Annotated in this window: 20 protein-coding genes and 1 riboswitch; of the genes, 15 read left to right on the top strand and 5 right to left on the bottom strand. The window is 40.1% G+C overall.

The features are described 5' to 3' along the window. The first annotated feature begins 2 nt into the window (after positions 1-2). The 5 genes from J2S78_RS12085 to J2S78_RS12065 all read left to right on the top strand — a co-directional run bounded on the left by J2S78_RS12085 (position 3) and on the right by J2S78_RS12065 (position 4,919). Positions 3-770: a thiazole synthase gene (locus J2S78_RS12085; RefSeq protein ID WP_306898895.1), complete on the top strand. Its 768-nt coding sequence runs from the start codon at positions 3-5 to the stop codon at positions 768-770. Then, entirely contained in the window at positions 770-1,783 is a 1,014-nt protein-coding gene (locus tag J2S78_RS12080; RefSeq protein ID WP_306899593.1) for a ThiF family adenylyltransferase, read from the top strand. Before J2S78_RS12085 ends, J2S78_RS12080 begins: the two co-directional genes overlap by 1 nt. 327 nt (positions 1,784-2,110) lie before the next feature. Beyond that, a complete protein-coding gene (locus J2S78_RS12075) occupies positions 2,111-3,259 on the top strand; it encodes an NAD-dependent epimerase/dehydratase family protein (protein ID WP_306898894.1) in 1,149 nt (382 codons plus the stop codon). 21 nt (positions 3,260-3,280) lie between these two features. Next, positions 3,281-4,423 carry a glycosyltransferase family 4 protein gene (locus J2S78_RS12070; RefSeq protein WP_306898891.1) on the top strand — a complete coding sequence of 381 codons (1,143 nt, stop codon included), beginning with the start codon at positions 3,281-3,283 and terminating at the stop codon, positions 4,421-4,423. Positions 4,424-4,463: 40 nt separating this feature from the next. Further along, positions 4,464-4,919, top strand: coding sequence for a GtrA family protein (locus tag J2S78_RS12065; protein ID WP_306898890.1), 456 nt, complete (start codon positions 4,464-4,466; stop codon positions 4,917-4,919). A gap of 212 nt (positions 4,920-5,131) precedes the next feature. Here the strand turns inward: J2S78_RS12065 and J2S78_RS12060 are convergent, their stop codons facing one another. From J2S78_RS12060 to J2S78_RS12045, 4 genes are read right to left on the bottom strand one after another with little or no spacing between them, the layout of a single operon-like run. Further along, positions 5,132-5,998 carry a metal ABC transporter permease gene (locus J2S78_RS12060; RefSeq protein ID WP_306898887.1) on the bottom strand — a complete coding sequence of 289 codons (867 nt, stop codon included), beginning with the start codon at positions 5,996-5,998 and terminating at the stop codon, positions 5,132-5,134. Next, entirely contained in the window at positions 5,999-6,922 is a 924-nt protein-coding gene (locus tag J2S78_RS12055) for a metal ABC transporter permease (protein WP_306899590.1), read from the bottom strand. It lies immediately after the preceding gene. Continuing rightward, positions 6,897-7,661 (bottom strand): metal ABC transporter ATP-binding protein, encoded by a 765-nt coding sequence (locus tag J2S78_RS12050; RefSeq protein ID WP_306898886.1) that lies wholly within the window; start codon positions 7,659-7,661, stop codon positions 6,897-6,899. The genes J2S78_RS12055 and J2S78_RS12050 overlap by 26 nt, the downstream gene beginning before the upstream one ends. Before the next feature lie 2 nt (positions 7,662-7,663). Next, entirely contained in the window at positions 7,664-8,608 is a 945-nt protein-coding gene (locus J2S78_RS12045; protein ID WP_306898884.1) for a metal ABC transporter solute-binding protein, Zn/Mn family, read from the bottom strand. 365 nt (positions 8,609-8,973) lie between these two features. On the opposite strand from J2S78_RS12045, the gene J2S78_RS12040 reads away from it, so the two are divergent. Beyond that, on the top strand, positions 8,974-9,447 hold the full coding sequence (locus tag J2S78_RS12040) for a hypothetical protein (protein WP_306898883.1): 474 nt from the start codon (positions 8,974-8,976) through the stop codon (positions 9,445-9,447). A gap of 29 nt (positions 9,448-9,476) precedes the next feature. Beyond that, a complete protein-coding gene (locus tag J2S78_RS12035; RefSeq protein ID WP_306898882.1) occupies positions 9,477-10,619 on the top strand; it encodes a glycerate kinase in 1,143 nt (380 codons plus the stop codon). A gap of 94 nt (positions 10,620-10,713) precedes the next feature. On the opposite strand, the gene cls is transcribed toward J2S78_RS12035, so the two are convergent. Beyond that, entirely contained in the window at positions 10,714-12,162 is a 1,449-nt protein-coding gene (gene cls / locus J2S78_RS12030; RefSeq protein ID WP_306898881.1) for a cardiolipin synthase, read from the bottom strand. Positions 12,163-12,438: 276 nt separating this feature from the next. On the opposite strand from cls, the gene coaW reads away from it, so the two are divergent. The 8 genes from coaW to nasC all read left to right on the top strand — a co-directional run bounded on the left by coaW (position 12,439) and on the right by nasC (position 24,820). Beyond that, a complete protein-coding gene (gene coaW, locus J2S78_RS12025; RefSeq protein WP_306898879.1) occupies positions 12,439-13,281 on the top strand; it encodes a type II pantothenate kinase in 843 nt (280 codons plus the stop codon). A 30-nt stretch (positions 13,282-13,311) separates the two neighbouring features. Then, on the top strand, positions 13,312-13,788 hold the full coding sequence (locus J2S78_RS12020) for a MarR family winged helix-turn-helix transcriptional regulator (protein ID WP_306898878.1): 477 nt from the start codon (positions 13,312-13,314) through the stop codon (positions 13,786-13,788). A gap of 209 nt (positions 13,789-13,997) precedes the next feature. Further along, positions 13,998-17,372: an efflux RND transporter permease subunit gene (locus tag J2S78_RS12015; RefSeq protein ID WP_306898876.1), complete on the top strand. Its 3,375-nt coding sequence runs from the start codon at positions 13,998-14,000 to the stop codon at positions 17,370-17,372. 254 nt (positions 17,373-17,626) lie between these two features. Then, positions 17,627-17,734, top strand: a riboswitch (TPP riboswitch). Between the two features lie 173 nt (positions 17,735-17,907). Further along, on the top strand, positions 17,908-18,717 hold the full coding sequence (thiD, locus tag J2S78_RS12010; protein ID WP_306898874.1) for a bifunctional hydroxymethylpyrimidine kinase/phosphomethylpyrimidine kinase: 810 nt from the start codon (positions 17,908-17,910) through the stop codon (positions 18,715-18,717). 12 nt (positions 18,718-18,729) lie between these two features. Next, a complete protein-coding gene (gene thiM, locus J2S78_RS12005) occupies positions 18,730-19,557 on the top strand; it encodes a hydroxyethylthiazole kinase (RefSeq protein WP_306898872.1) in 828 nt (275 codons plus the stop codon). Continuing rightward, a complete protein-coding gene (gene thiE, locus J2S78_RS12000; RefSeq protein WP_306898871.1) occupies positions 19,550-20,182 on the top strand; it encodes a thiamine phosphate synthase in 633 nt (210 codons plus the stop codon). Before thiM ends, thiE begins: the two co-directional genes overlap by 8 nt. A 181-nt stretch (positions 20,183-20,363) precedes the next feature. Further along, a complete protein-coding gene (locus J2S78_RS11995; protein WP_306898869.1) occupies positions 20,364-22,640 on the top strand; it encodes an FAD-dependent oxidoreductase in 2,277 nt (758 codons plus the stop codon). Positions 22,641-22,678: 38 nt separating this feature from the next. Next, on the top strand, positions 22,679-24,820 hold the full coding sequence (gene nasC / locus J2S78_RS11990; protein WP_306898867.1) for an assimilatory nitrate reductase catalytic subunit NasC: 2,142 nt from the start codon (positions 22,679-22,681) through the stop codon (positions 24,818-24,820). The last annotated feature ends 127 nt before the right edge of the window (positions 24,821-24,947 follow it).

Raw genomic sequence — 24,947 nt, 5'->3', positions numbered from 1 at the left:
TCATGTTAAAAATTGGACCTTATTCATTTCAATCCAGGTTATTTCTAGGAACGGGAAAATATGAAAATGCCGATGTTCAAAAAGAAGCAGTACGTGAATCCGAAACCGAGGTGCTGACGTTTGCGGTACGGCGAATGAATTTGTTTGATGAAAGTCAGCCTGATCCATTTGAAAGAATGGATCTAAGTGGGTTCCGGCTTTTACCGAATACAGCTGGAGCAAAAACAGCGGAAGAGGCTGTTCGGATAGCAAAAATCGCTCAAGCTGCTGATATGTGTGATATGGTAAAAGTAGAGGTCATAGGGTGTGATAAAACGTTATTACCCGATCCAGTAGAAACAATCAAGGCCTCAGAGATTTTATTAGATGAAGGTTTTACTGTACTTCCATATACGTCAGATGATGTGGTACTCGCAAGACGTCTTCAGGAATTAGGTGTTCACGCGATTATGCCTGGTGCTTCGCCAATTGGAACAGGACTAGGAATTATTAATCCATATAACTTATCTCACATTATAGAACAAGCGGAAGTTCCTGTTATTGTAGACGCAGGCATAGGGAGTCCTAAGGATGCAGCACATGCGATGGAACTTGGTGCTGATGGGGTTTTACTAAATACTGCTGTGTCTGGGGCAGATAACCCTGTGAAAATGGCGGAAGCAATGAAATACGCGCTGGAAGCTGGTAAGTTAGGATGTGAAGCTGGCCGTATAGAAAAGAAATACTACGCACAAGCAAGCAGTCCGGTTGAAGGGTTGAGTAAACTGTGATAAATCATCGCTATTCCCGGCAAATTATGTTTCAAGGGATTGGAGAACATGGACAGCGATTATTGTCTGAAAAGCATGTTGTCATTGTCGGAGCCGGTGCATTAGGTAGTGCAGCCTCAGAAACACTTGTCAGAGCTGGTGTCGGGCGTATTACTATTATAGATAGGGATTATGTGGAGCATAGTAATCTAAACAGACAACAACTTTATACAGAGAAAGATGCAGACATGACCCTACCAAAAGCGCAGGCTGCCAAGAACAGATTAACAGCTATAAATACAGAAGTGACGGTTGAAGCAGTCATCGGAGAAGCAGATGTAGCATTATTGGAGAATGTTCTCCCTGCTGATTTAATTATTGATGCGCTTGATAATTTTGACACGAGAATGCTAATTAATGATTTTTCCCAAAGATATAACATTCCATGGATATATGGGGCTTGTGTGAGCAGTTATGGGCTTACTTTCACCGTTATCCCAGGGCAATCGCCATGCTTACATTGCTTAATGGAAGATATTCCACTAGACGGAGAAACGTGTGATACAGTTGGTATTATTGGTCCTGCCGTGCAAATGGTGAGTTCGCATCAGACGACAGAAGCATTGAAAATTTTAACAGGTCAGCAAGAGTCTTTGCGAAAAACGTTATTATCTTTTGATATATGGGAAAATGAAACTTCCTCCATACAGGTTGAGAAGTTAAAAAAAGAAGACTGTCTTTCTTGTGGAGAACAGGCAACTTACCCATTTTTAGAGTATGCTAATCGGACCAAAGCAGAAGTGTTGTGTGGACGTAATGCGGTTCAGGTACGTCCGGCATCCCGGCAATTTTTGTCTCTACCCGATTTGAAAAATCGTTATCATCAAGAAATACAGCAAGAAAATGATTTTTTGTTAGTGTTGGACTTGGAAGATAAACGTTTTGTGATCTTTCGTGATGGAAGAACTATTATTCACGGGGAAAATGATAAAACAAAAGCGCGTACTCTTTACCAAAAATATATCGGAGGTTAACAAAAATTAAATGAAGGGCTCTCTTCCTTGGCAAGGGAGCCTTTTTTTGTAAGGACGGATAATGAATGTGACAATTATTTAAAATCTGTCTGTGCATTTGGGTATAATATGTATTATTATTCATACTAGTATCAATGAAATGTTATAATATCTAAAGTGATAGAGAAATAATAGAATGTAGAATCACACGAGTAGAAAAACATTTGCGAAATGTGCGCGAACATGATACCTTTTCTTTGGTCGTGTAAAAAAATGAAAAAAGATAATTTGTAAGAAGTTTTCGTAACATTTATGAAAAAATATATTAAGATGAGTGGAGGTTATGACGTGAATATTATCATAGCTGGAGGAGATGGCTTCTGTGGTTGGCCAACAGCACTTTATTTATCAAAACAAGGACATGACGTATCTATTATTGATAACATGGCTAGAAGAAAATGGGATGAAGAATTAAAGTCAAATTCTATCACCCCTATTGCTGATTTAGAAGAACGTGTGGAAAAGTGGAAAGAGCTTACTGGAAAGGAAATTCGTACATACGAAGGAGATCTTAATCACTATGATTTCCTTAAGGAAGTGCTTAGACAGGAGAGACCAGATGCTTTTGTCCATTTTGCAGAGCAGCGTTCTGCTCCGTATTCCATGATTGACCGGGAACATGCGATTTTCACCCAAGTTAATAATGTAGTTGGAACGTTAAATGTTCTATATGGTATTAAGGAAATGGTTCCAGATTGTCATTTGATCAAATTGGGTACAATGGGTGAATATGGGACACCAAATATTCCAATCGAAGAAGGATATCTTGAAGTAGAACATAAAGGGCGTAAAGATGTACTTCCGTATCCAAAACAGCCCGGTTCGTTCTATCACCTATCTAAAGTACATGACAGCCATAATATTATGTTCACTTGCAAAATTTGGGGAATACGAGCAACGGACTTGAATCAAGGTGTTGTATACGGCTTGGATACAGAAGAAACGCAAATGGACCCAATTCTTGCGAACCGCTTGGATTATGACGGAGTCTTTGGCACTGCCTTAAATCGTTTCATTATTCAATCCACGGTTGGACATGATTTAACGGTATACGGAAAAGGCGGTCAAACACGCGGATTTTTAAATATTAAAGATACCGTACGCTGCATTGAGATAGCGGCCGAGAATCCAGCAGATAAAGGAGAATTCCGTGTGTTCAATCAGTTTACAGAAGAGTTCTCTGTGTTGGATCTAGCAAATAAGGTTCAAAAAGTCGCGCAAGAGGAAGGCTTTAACACCGATGTTGCTCATTTAGACAATCCAAGAGTAGAACTCGAAGATCATTTCTTCCACGCGGAAAATACAAAATTGAGAGACTTAGGACTTGAACCGCATTTACTGACTGACGAAGTCATCCGTGAAATTCTTAGAACAGTCATGAATCATAAAGACCGGGTCATTGAAGAAAATGTATTGCCGAGTGTAACCTGGAAATAAAAGAAACAGGGAGTGTCCTCCTTGAAAATAGCGATTGTAACGGAAACATTTTTACCCTCTACAGATGGCATTGTAACAAGACTTACAGCGTGCATCCGTTGGCTTCATAAACAAGGTCATAACGTGCGTATTATTGCACCGGACTTGGGCGTTTATGAATACGATGGTGCGATTATTAAGGGCGTTCCAGCTAGAACGCTTCCTTTTTATCGCTCCAAACAGTTTGCGCTTCCGAATCGAGTGGTAAAAAAATATCTTGAAGAATATGATCCGGACGTAGTTCATGTTGTAAACCCTGCCATTCTTGGATACTCCGGGGTTAATTATGCTTATAAATTGGGGTATCCACTAGTTGCTTCTTATCACACCAATGTGGCTCAATACTTGGATTTCTATCATCTTTCCTTGTTAAAAGGAGCCATTTGGTGGTATTTCAGAAAGTTGCATAACCGTGCCGATTTAAATATCTGTACTTCTCAAACAGTACAGAAGGAACTAGTAGAACGAGATTTTAAAAATGTGCACGTGTGGAAACGCGGTGTGGATACCGACATGTTTCACCCGGATTGTTTTACGAATTCAATGAGGGAAAAACTGACAGATGGTCGCACTCAAGATAAATTATTATTGTATGTAGGAAGACTTGCGCCTGAAAAAGAAATTGAGAAATTAAAAGCCGTACTAGAGGAATCAGATGAATTTTCTCTAGCCATTGTGGGAGATGGACCACACAGAGACCAATTGGAAAAACACTTTGAAGGAACAAAAACTGTTTTTACTGGTTTTATGCACGGCGAAGAATTGGCCCAGGCTTTTGCATCTTCAGATGTATTTGTATTTCCATCCACAACGGAAACACTTGGTTTAGTTATATTAGAAGCCATGGCATCCGGCCTTCCGTTGGTTGCGGCTGAAAGTGGTCCAACCTGTGAACAAATTGAAGATGAACGAACTGGTTTGTTGTACAATCCAGAAGAACCGAGAGATTTTATAAAAACGGTTCGCCGTTTCGAAGATGAAACATTACGTAAACGTCTTTCTACAAATGCCCGCAAAGATATAGGGGATTTGGGATGGTCAGAGGCTGCAAGCCAACTTCTCACATTATATGAAGATGTTGTGGGTTTAGAAGAAAAAAATGAAAAAACGCAAGATTCTACGTAACGTCACCCTAAAATAATGCAATAGAAATAGAAGGGGTATCATGGCAAAGAAAAAAATGACAAGAGGACCATTCCAATTTATGCAATTCAGTGTCATAGGATTAGCTAATGCAGGAGTCGACATTGGTACATTAAATCTCTTGTTATTATTGTTTCCGACCGACGATAGAGGAATTCTTGCTCTCTTTAATACAATCGCTTATTCTCTAGCGGTCGCTAATAGCTATTTTTGGAATGTTCTTATCACATTTCGCCATTCCGCTGAGGGCAGCCGCCGGCAAAGATTGACATTTATTCTTCAAGGTATTGTCAGTCTCGGTGTTAATAATATTGTTTTTTTAGGTGCCAATCAGCTTTTTCAGTGGTTTGAAATCCCGAGATGGCTGCGTCATAATATTGCCAAAGGGGTGGCGATGTTTTTGTCATTTACCGCGAGCTTTTTTATGATAAAGTTTTTTGTTTTTAAAGATTCTAATCAGAAATTCCCTCGAAAATAGTGAAGGACTGCCTCAAAAGTTTGATTAAACTTTTAAGGGCAGTCTTTTTTTGAAAGATGAGAATGTATAAAATGTGGAGTTTTTGGTGTGAGAGGAAGAAAGGATAGAATTTGCGCAATGTATATGTTGGGATAAACCTACAGCAGGAGCGGTAGACGGGCGACTTCATCGGGACAGCATGAGTCAATATATATCGTGTTATAGATGTAACGTTACAGTGCTGGCTTGACGTATTTTGCAATCAAGCCATGTTTTGGAGAAAAAACAAAGCTAACTAAAAAGACTAATCCGGTTGCAAAAGCCATAGATCCCGAGATGGAAGTGTTTAACCACACGGCAGTATAGTATCCGGCTATGGCAGATATCACCCCAAAGGAGCTGCTTAGTACAAGCATTATGGAAAGTTTGTCAGTCCAAAGATAAGCAGAAGCAGCGGGTGTGATTAGCATGGCAACTACCATGATAGCACCAACTGAATCAAAGGATGCGACTGTTGTGATCGATACGAGACTCATAAAAACATAATGTAAAAACACAACAGGAATTCCTAAGCTTGCAGCAAGTGCTGGGTCAAATGAAGTGATTTTCCACTCTTTGTAAAAGGCAACGATGAAAGATAAAACAATTACAAAAGCAAGGGCTAATAACGCTGTCGCCTTTGGTACATCACCAATGACAGGGAGAGACATTGTATTCCAGGGAATGAATGTTATTTCTCCCATCAAAGCATGCTGCACGTCTAAATGAGCATTCCCAACAGATGTTGATATTAAAATAACTCCAACCGCAAATAATGTGGTAAAGACAATCCCCATGGAAGCATGTTGTTCAATGTTCAGCGAATGAAGCCACTGTACTAAGAAGGTGGTAAGTAGACCGGCTAATACTGCACCGATGAGCATAGGTGTCCCGCTCACCTCACGAGTAATAATAAACGCGATAACGATTCCTAATAAAACAGTATGGCTTATGGCATCTGCCATCATTGCCATTCTGCGGAGGATTAGAAATACGCCAATGAGCCCACAAGAAAGCCCGACTAAAGAAGCAGTGAGAATGATCCATCCAGTATATGGCATTTATTTCACCCCTTTTGTACGATAATGAGAAAGGTCCTTATTATTATCGATGAGTTGTTTTTGCCGTTTAAACTGTAAAAACGTAATGAGCAGGCCTCTTTCTTTACCAAAAATCAGCGAAAGAATAAACAAACACGATCCCACAATGACTATAAATGGACCAGTTGGCCAACCACTTCCTAATGCGCTTATAGCAGTACCTAAGACACCAGCTAATCCACCAAATATGGCAGAGAGACAAACCATCCACCTAAAGGCATGTGTCCAATAAAGTGCACTGACAGGTGGAATGATGAGTAAGGCAGCAATCAAAATAACTCCTACAGCCTGAATACCAATCACAATAGTTGTGACAAGAATCGCCGTATATAAACCATTCATTCCTTTTATAGACAATCCTGCCCCTTTTGCGAATGATGGATCAAACAGGTAAATTTTCCATTCTTTGAATCCAACTCCTACGATGAAAATAACCAATAAAGCTAAAATAAACATCGTTAGAACATCTGATTGAACCATGGAAGCTGCTTGGCCGAAAATAAAACTATCAAGCCCACTTTGATTTCCTCCTGCTGTACGATTGGCGATAGTGAGAAGCATAATGCCCAACCCATAAAAGATGGATAAAACCATGCCCATTGCAGTATCTTCCGTAATTCTGGTGGAAGAACGCACCCACTCAATAAAGTAAGCACCAATTAAAGCACTGATAGAGGCACCTGTAATTAATACAAAGAGATTTTTTTCTCCGAGCAGTAGAAATGCAATCACAACCCCTGGTAATGCTGCATGAGCTAAAGCATCACTCATAAGACTTTGCCGTTTCCAGTACGCAAGACAACCAACAGTGCCGGCAGCGATACCGAGCACCATCGTACTTGCCAGTACCCATTGTGTGTTACTGCTTAATAGATGGGACCACATCATGATCCTCCTCTCTCATCCAACGCATATTTCCACCATAGGTACGTGAAATATTATCTTTTGTAAAAGTTTGATTTGTTGGCCCGTGTTCAATGACGGTCTGATTTAATAAAAGAACATGATCAAAATATTCGGCGACAGTTTGTAAATCATGATGGACGACCATAACAGTTTTACCTAATGTTTTTAATTCCTTCAATGTCGTCATAATAGCGTGTTCCGTTGCTGCATCGACACCGGCCAATGGTTCATCCATAAAATACAGTTCGGCATCTTGGACCAATGCACGGGCTAGGAAAACACGTTGCTGCTGCCCGCCAGACAACTGACTAATCTGGCGCTTTGCATAATCTTTCATCCCCATTTTTTCCAGTGCTTGATATGCTTTCTCTTTATGAAAACGCGATGGCCGTTTCAACCACCCTATGTGTCCGTATAATCCCATAGTGACAACGTCTAATGCATCGGTGGGAAAATCCCAATCAACGGAACCACGTTGGGGGACGTAACCGATTTTTTTCTTCATTTTCTTAAACGGTTGACCAAAAAATGCAACCGATCCGGTTAAGGAAGGATGTAAATTCAACATCGATTTAAGAAGTGTTGACTTTCCGGCACCATTAGGTCCTACAATTCCTGTCAGAGAGCCCGATTCTACAGCAAGGTTCACATCTGAAAGGACTGTATTTTTGCGATAAGAAGCGAAAAGATTTTCTACTTTGATTGCGACATCTTCCATATTTATTCGACTCCTTTAAGTAATGCTTCGTGTATCGTGTTAATATTGTGTTCATACATTCCTGTATACGTTCCATCCTCAGTTCCTGACTCGCCCATCGCGTCAGAATAGAGTTCACCGCCTAATTCAACATTAACTCCTTCGCTTTTAGCTCCGTCGATCACAGCTTGTATGGAATCTTCATTAATGCTTGATTCCACAAAGATTGCAGGAACTTCATGTTCTTTTATGATTTCAATGGTTTCATTTATATCCGACACACCAAGTTCATCATCTGTGCTGAGTCCTTGAAGTCCAATCACTTTCATGTCATGCATACTTCCGAAATATCCAAATGCATCATGGGCTGTAACAAGCACTCTCTGACTCTCTGGAATATCAGCAATTTTTTCCGCCTCTTGATTTACATCTAATAGACCTTCAAAGTATTCCTGTTTGTTTTCTTCAAAATAATTTGCATGTTCAGGGGAGTATTCTTTTAATTCATCCACCGCTGCATCTAATGCTTGCTTCCAGAGATTTAGGTCAAACCAAATATGTGGATCAATAGCACCTTCTTCATCTTCCAGTAAGGAATCTTCGGAAATTTCTTCTCCCACAGCAAGAACGGGTTTTGACTCAGATATTTCATTAAATATTTCAACCATGTTCGCTTCTAAATCTAAACCGTTGTAAAAAATGATATCCGCTTGGTCGATTGTAGAAATATCACCTTGGGTTGCGTTATATAAGTGGGGGTCGACAGAGGGTCCCATTAAACTTTCAACTTGCACACGATCCCCCCCAATAACGGATAAAGGTTCCCCAATTTGCGCGATAGTCGTTACGATTTTCACTTTTTCATCATCTTGTGTATTCGATGTCTCTTCCTCAGATCCGCATGCTGTTAATAGTACGGAGATACTACCGAGTAACAGCGTACCCATTGTTTTAGTAAGTTTTTTCATGTGCATTCTCCTTTTATATTTATAAATTTTTATCACCGGTAAATTAATTTCTCTAAGTAATGAAAGTTTCTCTAGGGCAAAAAATAATTAAAAAGAAAAACCAGATTTTAGTCTGGTGCCACTAAGTTTCCCTAAGGAAAGATTATAGGAAGGACAAGGTGTAAGTCAATCACTTTTTTCGTAAATTATGATAGTATATCGTTTTATTTATCGGTATGTGCCTATTTGTACAAGAAAACACAAGGAATAATCTTTGTTTCACAAACAGATGATAATTGTAATAAAATAAAAGGAGAAAAAGAAAGTTTTATCGAAATAAAGAAGTAGGATGACACAGTTTTCAATAGAACGAAGAGGGGGATGACATGACAAACCGAGAGCCTGTTCACTTATATCTATCCCGTTATGATGAGCATATTCAATATTTACAAGAAACTGGTCAAGAATCTCCAGGCTGGCGAGAGCTACGGGAAGAAGAATTACCCCATTTCTTAGAAGTGAAGGATTCTCAAGTACAAATCGAAGGAGAAACGATTGTACGAGATTTTGCTGAAGAAGGTTCTTGGAAACCAGGAAGTATTCTTCACATGCACTTGGAATTAACAGATGGAACAAAATATGCGATGCATGGTTATTTTGTCGAAGAAAAAGACGATTGGTATCCAAACGAGAACCCGATTATTCATAAAACGAGTCATTGCGGCTATTGTCAATCGATTATTGGTCTTGGTGGCAATGGTGATGTGAAAGAAGAATTTTGTATGCTGCCTCTTCCGGAAAAGAAATTTTTGTTTGAAGAAGGGCTTAGAAGACATTCCGATGAAGTATATGAACAATAGAAGGGGAGACACTTGGAGAGGAGAACATAATGAAACTAGTGATTGCACCAGATTCATTTAAAGAAAGTATGACTGCGATGCAAGCAGCTAAAAGTATAGAACAAGGATTCAGACAAGTATATAACGATCAATTAACATCGGAGCTTATCCCAATGGCGGATGGTGGAGAAGGAACAACAAGATCAATGGTCGATGCTCTTGATGGTACGTTGCATGAGGAAGTAGTGACAGGACCAAACGGAAGTCGAGTAAAAGCAGTGTACGCTGTACTTGGTGACAAAAAAACAGCAGTAATAGAAATGGCAGAAGCCTCGGGACTTGCGCTAGTACCAAAAGAGGAACGAAATCCTTTATTTGCAACAACCTTCGGGACAGGAGAACTGATAAAAGCAGCGTTGGATAAGGGAGTAAAAAAAATTATTCTCGGCATTGGCGGGAGTGCTACAAATGATGGTGGTGCCGGGATGTTCCAAGCGTTGGGTGGAGAATTACTCGATGAATTGGGAGAAGAACTTCCAGTTGGAGGAGCTTCTCTTGCACGTTTAAACGCAGTAGATTGTTCCAATTTGGATCAACGTCTCTCTCGTACCGACATTATTACTGCCTGTGACGTGAATAATCCGCTAACTGGCGAAAATGGAGCAAGTGTTATTTATGGTCCTCAAAAAGGTGCCGATGACAAGATGGTAAAGCAGCTTGATGATGCTTTATATCAATATGCTGAAGTCATTTGGGATCAACTCCGAATAGATGTGAACAATCTTCCGGGTGCGGGCGCCGCCGGAGGATTGGGAGCTGGCCTTAAAGCATTTTTGGACGCTGAGTTGGAACCGGGTATTGATATTGTCTTAAAAGAAACGGGATTTCATGAAAGAGCTCAAGCCGCAGATCTTGTTATTACCGGAGAAGGTAAAATCGACAAACAAACGGTGTTTGGAAAGACCCCGGTTGGTGTAGCAAAAGCAGTACCAAATAAGGATAATACATCAGTGATTGCTTTATGCGGGCAATTGGGAGACGGATATGAGGCTGTATTTTCACATGGCATAACGGCTGCATTCAGCATTATGCCCGGTCCTGCAAGCGTGGAAACGGCAATGGAAAATGGTCCTGCTTACATAGAACAGTTGGCTAGAAATATTGCAGCATTATGGAAAGTAAAGAAAAAGTAAACAAAAGAAGCCAGCCTTCGTTAACAGACTAGGCTGGCTTCTTTTGGTATGAAAAGATAATTGCATTGCCACTACTTTTGTCAAAAACACTCCTTTATAAAATAGGAGATAATAAGTGAGAAATGGATTCTTTGAATCGAATCCAGAGTGACCGTTCTTTATAGTCTTGTAACGTTAATTCCTTACAATCTTTCATATCTTCTTGAAAAATTAATGCCATTCTTTCTGCGGTAGGTCGATGATATAAAAAGGCATTTATTTCAAAGTTTAAACGAAAGCTGCGGACATCAATATTAGCTGTCCCAACAGACCCTACTTTGCCGTCAACTACTATTGTTTTCGCATGAATGAAGCCATTTTCGTATATAAAGACTTTTGCTCCTGCTTTTAGCAGTTCTCCGATATGCGAATACGTCGCCCAGTACACAAAGGGATGATCTGGTTTGTCGGGAATCATGATGCGAACATCTTTACCGGATAGAGCAGCTATTCGCAAAATATCCATTAAGCTTTGATCCGGAATGAAATAAGGAGTTTGAATATAAATCGAATCTTTGGCAGCCATAATCATTTTAATATAGCCGTTTTTAATTTGTTCCCATTCAGAGTCAGGTCCGCTTGATACAATTTGTGCGGCCATATCACCGGCTGGTTGTAATGCAGGAAACAAACGCTCTTCATAATGAATATAGTGATGATGGGACGCTTGATTCCAGTCTAAAATAAAACGGGTTTGTAAAGCTTTAACCACCTGCCCGCTCATACGAAGATGCGTATCCCGCCAGTAGCCAAATCTAGGATTAAGGCCGAGGTATTCATCTCCGACGTTAAAGCCGCCCAAATATCCAATGTTCCCATCAATAATAACTAACTTGCGGTGATTGCGATAATTTAAACGCAAATTGATAAAAGGGATTCGTTTAGGGAAAAATATTTCTACTTCCCCACCTGCTTTTTTTAAATGATTGAACGCATGCTTGGATAGCTTTCTCGAACCCATTTCGTCATATAACACTCGTACTTTCAAACCTTCTTGCGCTTTTTTAGTCAAAGCATCGAGCAATCGGGATCCCAATTGGTCATGTCGGAAAATGTAATATTGCAAATGGATATGATCCTCGGCATTTTCAATATCTTGTAGTAGCTGATCAAATTTTTCTTTCCCATCGGTGAACATATCAACTTTATTGTCTTCGGTTAACAAAGCGTCATTGTTCACTAAATGCATGTAAATAAGATCTCTATAGTCACGCGCATCTGGATCAGAAAAATGGAAGCGTTGTTCGCGAAGCGTGTTCGTTTGTTCGGCTATTAAGTCTTCAATTCCTATTTTTTTAATATCTTCCCAGTCAAACAATCGCTTTCGACTCATATTTTGGCCGAATATCAAATATAAAATAAACCCAAGAAAAGGAATGAAAAATAAGACCATAAGCCATGCCCATGTGGATGTTGCATCTTTTTGCTCGAGAAAAATGATAATAACTGCAAAGAAAATATTTAATATGAATAAAAGACTGATTAGAATAGAATAGACGTCCATTGGTTTCCTACCTATCTGTCATGAAAAGCACTCGTTAGAAAGCGGACATGACAATGTTTTCTGATGATGAAAGGTAATATACCTATCACAATCCGTTGACTTTCCAGTATAACAAAAAAAAAGAATGTCGTCTTATGATATTCACAAACTAGAGAAATGTCCGATTTTTGTTCTTCTTGAATTATATTCTATCATTTGTATTGCGACATGGTATAAAATAAAACATAGTGTAATCGTTAAAAAAAGATTAAAGAGAGAAAGGGGTTCATCGGTTTCATGTCTCAAGAATATGTTGGCATAGACGCGGGAGGTACTCTCTCAAAAATAGTATATACACATGGCGAAGATTGGGGATACAAAAAAATCGCCACGAATCGAGTTGCTGAAATTAACCGTTGGATTCAAGCAAATTTCACGGATCCACATATACATATAACGGGTGGAAAAGCGGGTGTTTTATTACAGGAATTACCGGTTTCGGCCAAAAATGTAAACGAATTTGAAGCAACATGTGAAGGAGTAAATTGGTTGTTAGAACAAAATGGTATTCTTTCACAAATTGGTTCAACGTTTATGGTGACAAATGTAGGTACAGGGACATCTATCCACTATGTTCAACAAGATTCGTATGAAAGAATTGGAGGAAGTGGTATGGGTGGGGGAACCCTCCTCGGTTTGTCATACTTATTAACAGGAGAAGAACATTATGATAAGATTTTGGAATTAGGAAGAAAAGGAGAAGGTGAAGGACTGAATGTCACCGTATCCGATATTTACTCTCACGAAACGCCTCCTATTTCCGGGGATTTGACTGCTAGTAATTTTGGAAATGCCGCTCAAATGAAGGATAAGGCTTTTTCGAAGGAAGACTATATTTCGGCTATTGTACGCATGATTGGGGAGACCATAACGACAATGAGTGTACAGGCGGCAGAACGCTTGAAGACGAATGCTATCATTTATATAGGAACTACTTTTTCCCGTCATGACACTCTTAAAGAGATTGTGAAGGGATACACGGAGCTAAGGGGAAAACAAGCTTATTTTCTTGAATATGGAGAATACAGTGGAGCAATAGGCGCTCTGCTAAACAACGGATTGAAAAAGGCAGTCTTATAAATGAGTAAGACGGAAGTGAGATGAAACGATATGAGTTTGGATGACTATAAGAAAATATATTTGCAGTCGATTTATTCTCTTGAAAATATCGCTAAGTATTTACAACCAAAAGTACCACTGCTTAGTGAACTGCAGCTGACATCGCGTCAGGAAACAATTATGATATTATTTATGAGACATAATAGTATTACACTTGGAGAAGTATCGGAACGCATCGGTATTTCTAAAAGTGCGATTAGTCAGGCGATGAATAAATTGGAAAAAGAAGATTTGCTTATTCGGTCCATTAATGAGCAGAATAGAAGAGAAGTAACCATAACCTTTGGAGAAAAAGGAAAAGAGTTGAAACGTCAATTTGAGGCATTTGAAACGTCTATTATAGAAGATTATATTTCACAATTGAAATTAGAAGACATGCAGCATGTGCAAAACGTTCTTGTTCAATTGGAGAAAACAATTAGAGAAGGCGAGATAAATGGAAAAGACAAATATGGGAAGGATGATTAAAGCGGAGTATTGCTAAGCAGCTCCGTTTTTCTTATTTTAAAAGTTCTCATTGTTTAAAGATAAATGGATTGTGAAGAATAAATGAAGAAAATAAAAGCGCCTTGACGTGGGAGTTTGTCTTGTATTAGTTTTGTAAATAGTTTAGTATCTTAATGATTGTATTTTTGGAAAAAAAGTAAAGGAATACTATTTATAATAGGAGGCTGTGAGTGAAGCTTACAAATTTATCAATCAGACGCCCGAAGTTAACCATCGTAGCTATGGTTTTATTTATATTGTTAGGATCTGTTTCATTATCGAATTTACCTTTAAAGTTATTTCCGGAAATTAATCCTCCTGTTGGAGCAGTTGTAACGAGTTATCCAGGTGCGAGTCCGGAAGAGGTAAAAGATAAGGTAACGATACCACTTGAAGAAGAATTATCTACATTGTCAGGTCTGGACAGTATGACATCCACGTCAGAAGAGGGGATGACCCTTGTATTGCTTGAATTCTCCTGGGACTCTTCAATCGATGATGTCGAACAAGATATTATTACATCGATGAATCAAGCTACACTCCCTGATGATGCAGGTGATCCGAGCTTCTTAAAGTTTGATCCTTCTATGATGAGTATGAATCAAATGGCCATCACATCTGATAATCAGGATATAGAAGAATTTCAGGGGGACGTCGAATCATTTAGTTCTGATCTTGAAAGAATAGAAGGTATTGCGAATGTAGATTACTCCGGAAGTGTGACGGAACAATTTAACGTTAACCTGAATCAGGAAGATTTGGAAAACAATCAATTAACTCAAGAAGATGTAGTAAGTACAATACAGGCGCATGATATTACGTTACCTGGAGGGACGATTGAAACTGGGGATCGCAGTCTGACGACCCGGGTGATGAATACGATAGATGGGGAAGAGGGTTTATCGGAGCTTGTTGTTGGAGCAGATCCGGAAAATGGAGAAGATTTGCTGCTATCAGACGTTGCAGAAGTGAACTTTACTACGGCAGATCAAACGGCTATTACAAGAGCCAATCAAGAACCAGCTATGCAGCTTTCTGCTATGAAAGAAACGGATGCCAACACAGCCCAGGTGTCTGATGATTTCAATGAAGAGATTGATTCGTTACTAGACGAAGACGAGTACGAAGATTTAGATGCTGTCACTTTGTACGATGAAGGTGAATTTATACAAGACTCGATTAACAGTGTTTCGATGGCTCTTATTTTAGGTGCTGTATTCGCTATGGTCGTTTTATTCTTCTTTTTGAGAAATCTTAAAACACCATTGATTATCGGCATAGCTATACCATTTTCAGTAATTGTCACATTTGGTTTTTTGTACTTTACAAATGTAAGTCTGAATTTGATGACGCTTGGTGGACTGGCATTAGGTATAGGAATGCTAGTTGATAATGCTATTGTTGTGATTGAAAATATATATCGGCATTTGTCAATGGGCAAACATCAAAGAGATGCCGCTTCAGAAGGGACAAAAGAAGTAGGTGGCGCGATTACAGCTTCAACTTTAACGACCGTTTCTGTATTTTTACCAATTGTATTTATCAGCGGTATTGTCGGAAATATTTTTACCGAATTTGCTTTGGCGGTTTCGTTTAGCTTGTTGGCATCTTTACTTGTAGCCTTAACTGTCGTGCCGATGATAGCCAGCAGAGTTTTAACACCTCCAGATGAAAATAAAGAAGAAAAAAGACAGCAATCAACATTCATTAGAGGATTAGAACGTTCGATAAAGTGGGTACTTGGTCATCGTATCCTGACTCTTATTATAACTTTATTATTATTAGGAGCGGGAGGGGCCGGTCTAGCAGTTACTGGTGTGAACTTTTTGCCGGCGACCGATGATGGTTCTTTTACAGTTGATATTGAAATGGACTATGGAACAAACTTAGAGAGCACAACAGAAGTTGTAGAAGAAGCAGAAGAAATCTTGGATGATGAGGCGGTTGTCGCAGATTATATGTCAACGATTGGTTCGTCACAAGATTCAGCAGGCATGGGAGGTCCATCAGGATCTCATGAAGCTCAGATATTTGTAACCATGACTGATTTAGACGAAAGAGATCAAAGCACGATTGGGTTTGTCGAAGAAATAGAAAACGATATAACAGGCGTCGATTCCAGTGCTGATATTTCATTATCCACGCAAGCGGCAGTTGGCGGCGGGGAAGCGAATACAGTTGTCTTTACGCTAAGTGATAGTGAATCGGAAAATCTAGATGAGTCAGTCGAAACGATACGACAAGATTTACAAAATGAAACAGATGTAAGAGAAGTCGAAACATCTGATGAGAAACAGGCTCCTGAAATGCAAGTGCGCATTGATGAAGATGCCGCCAGGGATAACGGACTTGCTCCTGCTCAAATTGCTGAGACTGTAGATAATATTACCCGCGGGCAGACAGCAACTTCTTTACAAACGGACAGTGATGATAATTATGATGTTGTTGTGCAGTATTCAAAAGAATCATTGCAGGACACAGAGGATTTAGAGAATCTTCTTATTCCAAATGAACAAGGAGACTATGTGGCACTTGATGATCTAGCTGTGGTTGAAGAAGGGGATGGTCCAGCTGTTATCAATCGTTTAGATCAAGAAAACAGTGTAGAATTTACGGTAACGTATGGGTCTGAAACGAATCTAAATGACACGTCAATCCTAATAGAAGACATTATTGCAGACGCAAACTTAGCGGACAGCACAAGTTATGCCTTTTCAGGAGAACAAGAATTGTTAAATGATGCTATTAACAGTCTATTGTTTGCATTTGGGCTTGCTATATTGTTCATTTACCTTGTCATGGCCGGCCAGTTTGAATCCTTTAAATATCCATTTGTCGTAATGTTTAGTGTGCCTCTTGTTGTCATTGGAGTTATGCTTGCACTTACTGTCACGCAAACCCCGTTAAGTGTAACAGTATTTATCGGACTGATTGTGTTAGCAGGAATTGTGGTGAATAATGCGATTGTACTGGTTGATTACATCAATCAGTTAAAAGAAAAAGGAACAGCAGCAAGGCTGGCTATTATTGAAGGAGTGAAGCACCGGACACGTCCGATTTTAATGACAGCTATCACAACGATATTGGGAATTCTGCCGCTTGCTCTTGGTATCGGCGAAGGGTCAGAAATTCAACAACCAATGGGTATTGCTGTTATAGGTGGATTGGTAAGTAGTACATTCCTTACATTGTTTGTCGTTCCTGTAATATATAGCTTTTTTGACGGCGAAACGAGAAATATGAACAAGCGGTTTATGACAACGGACGGGAAGATTGTGTACTCCTATGAAATGGAGCAGTTATTACCTGAACAAGAGAACCATAAGAATTCGGTGGAAGAAAAAGAATTAGACAATCCATCTAATGCCTCGATGGATGACAATAGACCACCAAATGACGAAAGAAAAGAAGCAGATGAATCGAAGAAGAATTTGCGAACGTTCGAACAAGAAGAACAGCTGTCAAAGGATGATATTCTTTATTTATTAGAACGTATTCTTCGTCACTCTAAAGAAAAGGAAAACACATCGGAAGAAAAAAATAAACGAGATGATGAACAAGAGTAGGTGTAAAAATAGTTCTCGGTAGATTGAGTTAATTCACTCGAACGTTGTAATCACCCCACGTTTAATTAAGGATGTACTGAATCGTGGGAAAATATAATGCTCAGGAAACTCGAAATAAGAGGGAATGGCAATAAAGCACTGGAAAAGTCAGTCTTTCAGGACCCTGAGAGAAACTTGAAGTATACCGAAAAAGAATAGAAGTTGACATTTTTCCTTTTTGTCGAGTAATATAAAAGTAATTCAATCGATATAACCGATTCCACTAGGGGCGCTATAGAAGCTGAGATGATGCAACCTGAAGCATCGGTCCCTTAGAACCTGATATGGTTAATACCATCGTAGGAAAGTGGAGCGATTACACGTGTATGTAAGCTTTTCACATGTTCCCGCTCTCTTTTCTAGAGAGCGGTTTTTTATGTTTATACGTGATTTGAAGTGGGCTTTGCGAAAGCAAACCACAATTTGCTAAAAACCTATCGTGAAGACAGCTTCATCGGCTAATATTTACGGATGAAGCAACAAGGAGGCTGGAGAAATGAAAGAGGTACCAAGTGTTTTATCCATTGCTGGAACAGATCCTACCGGAGGAGCCGGCATTCATGCGGACTTAAAAACATTCCAGGAATCCAAAGCATACGGTATGGCGGTCGTAACGTCCGTTGTCGCACAAAATACAGAAGGGGTAAGGGACGTATGGCATCTTCCAATAGAAGCTTTGGAGGAGCAAATACGAGCGGTGTTAGAAGACATTCGGCCTCATGTCATAAAAACGGGCATGATAGCTACGCCGGATATGATAAATAAGACAGCTGATCTTTTGGAAGAAGAAAACATTCCTCTTGTCATTGATCCTGTTATGGTAGCAACAAGCGGAGATTCACTGATGGAAGATGAGTCAACTTCATTAATGAAAGAAAGGCTGTTTCCGCTTGCTAAAGTCGTTACACCTAATATAGATGAAGCCAAATTGCTTACAGGCTTGGATATTCAATCACAAGAAGAAGCTAAACAGGCAGCGGAGCAAATAGTAGAGGAAATGGGAGCGGCAGCAGCTGTAGTAAAAGGAGGTCACTTCACTGGAGAAGCGACAGACATACTATACTATAACGGTGAATTTGAATTTCTGACAGCAGAACGTACGGATACAAAACACACCCATGGGACAGGCTGTACGTTTTCGGCCGCAATAGCTGCTCGTCTGGCCCGGGGAATGACAGTAAACGAGGCAGTATCTGAAAGCAAAACGTTCATTTCTGCAGCCATTAAAGAAACACTAGGGATTGGAAAAGGCAATGGGCCGGTCAATCATTGGAGAATTCCAAAAGAAAACATACTGCACCAATAGGGGGTTCATTGGATGAAAGCAAAAGAAGTTAAAGTTCTTTTAGAAAAAGTTAGAGAGCAGAAGCCACTTGTTCATAATATCACCAATGTAGTTGTCGCTAATTTTAATGCGAACGGAATACTTGCTATGGGGGGTTCTCCTGTTATGGCAAATGCTGTGGAAGAAGCGGCAGATATGGCAACAGCAGCTGATGCACTTGTTTTAAATATTGGAACACTTCATTCAGCCCAAGTAGAAGCGATGTTTCTTGCAGGCGAAGCAGCAAATAAAAAAGGTATTCCTGTCGTATTAGATCCGGTTGGAGCTGGCGCGACGTCATATCGAACGAATACGACAAGAGAACTAATAAAACATTTGGATATAACACTTTTGCGTGGAAACACTGGAGAAATTTCAGCCATTGCAGGGATTGAAGGGGAAGTGAAAGGTGTAGATGCAGCTGGTGCTGATAAAGACACCAAAATGATTGCTGAACACGCCTCTTTTGAACTAGGAATACCGGTTGCTGTCACTGGCCCCGTAGATGCTGTAACAAATGGAACAGATGGGTATCAGATTTACAACGGTCATTCCATGATGAGCCGAATCACCGGGACTGGCTGTTTGGCTAGCGCTGTGACGGCTGCGTTTTTAAGTCAGTCTGATCATGTCTTGGATAGTACAGCAGCTGCATTAGGATATTATGGAGTGGCTGCGGAAAGGGCAGAAGGTTTCGCTTCTATGCAGGGCCCCGGCACATTTCAAGCTGAACTATTAAATGCACTATATAACGTTGGGGAAATGGACCTTCGTCAAAAATTGAACATCCAGTTGAATAGCGTAGGTGGAAATAATGACTAAGCATGATATTCTCTTGTATTTTATTATGGGAAGCAATAATACGTTGAATAACCCGGAGGACATATTGGAAGCAGCTATCAAAGGAGGCATTACCTGCTTTCAATTTCGTGAAAAGGGTGAGAATGCTCTCATAGGTAGTGATAAGCATTCTTTAGCATCAACGCTACTTGATATATGTCACTCTCGTGGTGTGCCTTTTATTGTCAATGATGATGTGGACCTGGCATTGGCAGTAAAAGCAGATGGTGTTCATGTTGGTCAGGATGATACCTCGTTAACAGACGTTAAAAGACGCTGTCCAAAGTCAATGTCCATCGGTATTTCAGCTAAGACAATAGCAGAGGCGAAGGATGCACAAGAACATGGGGCTGATTATTTAGGGGTAGGTCCTATGTATTCTACGTCTACAAAGGAGGATGCGGAGTCACCCATTGGTCCACAAGCAATTCGTCAAATGCGTGAGGCGGGTGTAACGATTCCGATAGTTGGTATTGGCGGCATTGATGACACGAATGCAAAAGATGTAATGAATGCAGGAGCAGATGGGATATCTGTAATTTCTGCTATTAGTAAAGCCCCGAATGTAACAGAAGCATCAGCATCACTCAAACGTCGATTAACATAATGTTAGTCGGCTTTTTTTGTGAATAAGCTGTCCAATGGGCATATCGACCTTTTTCTGCCTGGACCATGATGCAGTCATAAATATGTGTGTCATATTTCCTTCCGTACTAGTAGAAAATACTGCCTCTATCGCTGACAATAACAATAACAGTGTAATTTCTTAGTATGTTGGAGGGGAAAGAATGAGAAAGAAACTGATTATTATAGGAAATGGTATGAGTAGCCTGCGGTTCATGGAAACCATTGTATCTCAATCGAATAGTTCTTTCTCTATTCAATCTTTTGGGGAAGAACCGAGTTATCCTTATAATCGGGTAAGACTGTCATCATATCTTCAACAAGAAGCAGATCAGCAGTCCTTATTTCCTCACTCATCGGATTGGTATGAACATAGAGATATTCAAGTACACACAACGGAACAAGTTATTAATATAGATAAAGATAAAAAACAGATACACACAAGCACAGGATTGGTATATTCTTACGATTATTTAATCATAGCGACCGGATCCTCCCCTGTACAATTAGATATTCCGGGTGTAAATAAGAAAGGTGTCCACACGTTTCGAACCTTAAAAGATGCGAATGATCTAATAACAGCTGCAAATGACCGGAAACGAGCTGTTGTCATTGGAGGAGGGTTTCTAGGTTTAGAAGCGGCTTTTGGGTTAGCGAAGGCTGGCTCAGAAGTAGTTGTTGTACAAAGGGGAGATACGTTATTGCCCCCTCAGTTAGACAATACGGCGTCTGAATACCTACAAAAAGAATTAGAAGCGTATGGAATAAAATTTTACTTTGAGCAATCTATTCAATCCGTAGAAGGTGAAAACCAAGTAGAATCCGCTATATTACAGGACGGAACAGTTATTGATACAGATGTAGTCTTATTTGCAACGGGCATACGTCCGAATAAAAATATAGCAATGCAGAGCGGTATCCGTACGAACCGCGGTATTATTGTGGATGATTATATGAAGACGAGTGCCGAAGATGTGTATGCGATAGGTGAGTGTATCGAACATAACGGTCAATCGTACGGACTTGTACCTCCTGTTTACGAGCAAGCACGTGTAGCTGCTATGGCTTTATGCAGCCAAGATCCAGTCCCGTATAAAGGGTCCTTTCCATATAGTCATTTAAAGATTGCTGGAATTGATTTATTTACAGCAGGAAATATAGAAGAATCGGTTCAAATGGATACGATTGTTCAGGCGGACAGCTCCAAGCCGCTTTATCAAAAAATCGTTATGCAAAACGATGTCATACAAGGAGCAATCTTATTCGGAGAAACCGCGGCGGCAGATGATATCGTATTGCGTATGAAGAATCAAAAGCCACTTTCTATTGCGGAAAAGAATCATTTGTTTTCCGGAGAAGGGAAAGAAGAAAAACTGGTGCGCTGCTCACCTGCATCCACTATTTGTAAATGTAACCAAGTAAATAAACAAGACATTTTGCTTCATATTGCTAAAGCAGAAGAGGCTAATGTTCAAACGATTCGTGATGCGACAAAAGCTTCTTCTTCCTGTGGTGGGTGTGCAGGAGACGTTGCAGGGTTACTTTCAGTATTCGAACAATGTAAACACCAAGCACAAACAACGAAGTTCTGTGCTTGTACAACGCTTGAAGAAGAAACCGTACGCGAAAAAATTAACTCAGGCTGGTGGAAACAGTTACATGATGTGTTTTTATCAGATGAGTGGAATACAAAAGGCTGTGATATATGTAAGCCGGCTCTTACGTATTACTTTTCTGTTGTGGGGAAAATGGGTACTATACGTCCGCCTTGGATTCAAAAACATGCTGATAATGATTTTACTATTACATCTTTGCCCATTCGGAGTAAGGATATAACCGGTTCTATGCAATCTTGGATGAGATTGCAGCAAGAAATTCCGGGCACCCATCTGAAAATGGGGCAGGACCAGCGCATTCAATTGACAGGCGTACCTGAAAATGAAATTAATCGGGTTTGTAATGAAACATTTACTCCGATAACTGCTTATCCACATGCTAAAATTCAACCTTTTCATTTTTCTGTCACTGATGGCAATTATGATGTCATCGAACGATTAGAAGCTGATTTGTTTCCTTTATCTTTTCCGGAAGAATTTTCAGTACAAGTAACAAAAGATTTTCCAGCCGTAATCCCAGCAAGTGGTGTGACTCTCGTATGGAATGAAGGTACTTGGGAGATGCATGTTGTCGGAGCGGAAGGTCGTATCATCCTTTATGTCTTTCAGGAAGAAGAACTAGAGGAAGTATTAAAAGTGACCGTTGCCTATTACCGGGAAACCGCCCACTTTGGTGAACCTTTTTCGGAATGGGTGACCCGTCAAACTCCGGTGAAGATTCGTGAAACGATTCTTTCAGATGATGATAGGGACGAACTTCTCTTAAGATTAGACAGTCAAATTGAATCAATCAAGCAAAACAGAGAGCATACAAATCTCGTTTAGATAAGTAGATTTGGTGAAGTAAGGAGGGAGTTTGTTCTATGAATGAAAATATGCTTGCTAGCTTTCGAGAACGACAACAATCAGCAGCTACTGAACAAGTATTTGAAACACAATGTCCGTTTTGTAGTATGCAGTGTAAAAAGAAGGTTATAGAAGAAAAGCGTGCGGGGCGCGCCAAGTACCGAACAATTGGAGTAGATAATCCAACGACAAAGGGCAGGTTGTGTGTGAAGGGGAAAAACGCTTATCAACATGCTGTTCACCATAACCGAATCACCACACCTCTTATCAAATACAACGGCGAATTTCAAAAATCATCTTGGGAAGAAGCGCTTGCTTATATTAAACAAAATATTGAGGGTATACAAGAACAACATGGACGCAATGCCGTTTCTGTTTACGGAGGCGGGTCTTTAACAAATGAGGAAGCTTATTTACTTGGTAAATTCGCACGTGTTGGATTAGGTACAAAGTACATTGATTACAACGGACGTTTTTGTATGTCATCTGCTGCATCAGCTGGGATGAAAGCATTTGGTTTAGATAGAGGATTAACCAATCGCATTGATCAAATCGCTGATTCAAAATGTATCATATTGGCAGGTACGAATATTGCTGAATGTCAGCCTACGTTCGTGCCTTATTTAGAAGAAGCTAAACAAAATGGTTCATTTATTATAGTCATAGATCCTCGCGAAACAGATACTGCAGCTATGGCGGATCTCCATTTAAAAATAAAACCAGGGCATGACAAAACGTTGGCGCGTCTGCTAGAAAAGTTTATCATACAAGAAAACCTTGTTGATGATTCGTTTTGTCGTGAACGGACGAATGGTTATGAAGAATTGTTAGAGGAGCTTGATGCAATAGAGCCGGATAACCTTTGTAAAGAAATAGGCTTATCCGTGCAGGATGTTCATGAAGCAGCGTATCGTTTTGGAAGTGCAACTTCAGGTATGATTTTTACAGCTAGAGGAGTGGAACAACAAACCGATGGTCACGAAACCGTGCGCCATTTTCTCAATCTTTTGCTTCTTAGTGGAAAAATAGGAAAACATGCATCCGGCTATGGAGCAATTACTGGACAGGCGAATGGACAAGGTGGACGGGAACATGGCCAAAAAGCAGACCAGCTGCCAGGTTACCGTTCCATTGAAAATAAAGAACATCGACATTACATAGCAGATGTGTGGGGAGTAAAAGAGTCATCACTGCCTGAAAAAGGAGTATCTGCTTATGAAATGATGGAGCGTATGGAAGAAAAAGAGATTAAAGCGTTGATCCTTATCGGTTCAAACCCCGTCATTTCTAATCCTAATGCTAATCTTGCCCATAAAGCACTCTCTTCTCTATCTTTTATGGTAGCGGCAGAAATGTTTATGACCGAGTCAGCAGCTTATGCGGATGTGATTTTACCAACTACGTCTTATTTAGAAAATGAAGGCACGTTAACAAATATGGAAGGTCGTGTCACATTAAGAGAAGCTTCTCGTCCTCCAGCTGGACAAAGTAAACACGACTGGGAAATTATATCGGCTATCGCAAGAGTGTTGGGCAAAGGTGATTTATTTTCTTATACGGATGCTGAAAGTATTTTTAATGAGCTGCGTTTAGCTTCCCGTGGTGGAAAAGCAGATTATTATGGGATCACGTATGAGCGCATCCGCCGTGAGATTGGAGTGTTTTGGCCCTGTCCATCCGAAGAACATGAAGGGGAAACAACTTTGTTTACGGAAAACTTTGAAACAGAAAATGGGAAAGCCAACTTCTACTATGATGGATTAATATCTATGCACATGCTAAAAGAAGAGACCAGTGAACAGTATCCTTTGTTTATTACAACAGGAAGAACAATGAATCATTACCTAACAGGAGAACAAACGCAGCGAAGTTCACGACTTGTTGCTCGTGAGTTTGAATCCTTTGTATATATTCATCCAGACACAGCAATGTCATACGGCGTTCGTTCAGGGGAGTTGGTGGTGCTCTCTTCCAAACAAGGAGAAACAACGCTGCGTTGTTCGTTGTCAGAACAAATACGTACGGATACGTTGTTTGCACCGATGCATTGGGGAGGATCACAAAACATTAATAGATTGATAGCGGGTGACTTAGATCCGGTGTGCCGTATGCCTGGGTTTAAACGAGCTGCTGTATCGCTTAGACCATACAAATCATAATAGGAAGTACAAAGAAGAAGCTGAGGTGTTCAGCTTCTTCTTTGTATGGAAGTGTGTCGGAGCATAAGAAGGCATATTTTATGGAGGAAGCATGAGGGGCAATCACGTAATGATGTTATGTTGTCTC

Origin of the sequence: Salibacterium salarium, from assembly GCF_030813635.1 — a bacterium.
Lineage (GTDB): Bacteria > Bacillota > Bacilli > Bacillales > Marinococcaceae > Salibacterium > Salibacterium salarium.
This window is presented reverse-complemented; position numbering and strand designations above follow the sequence as displayed.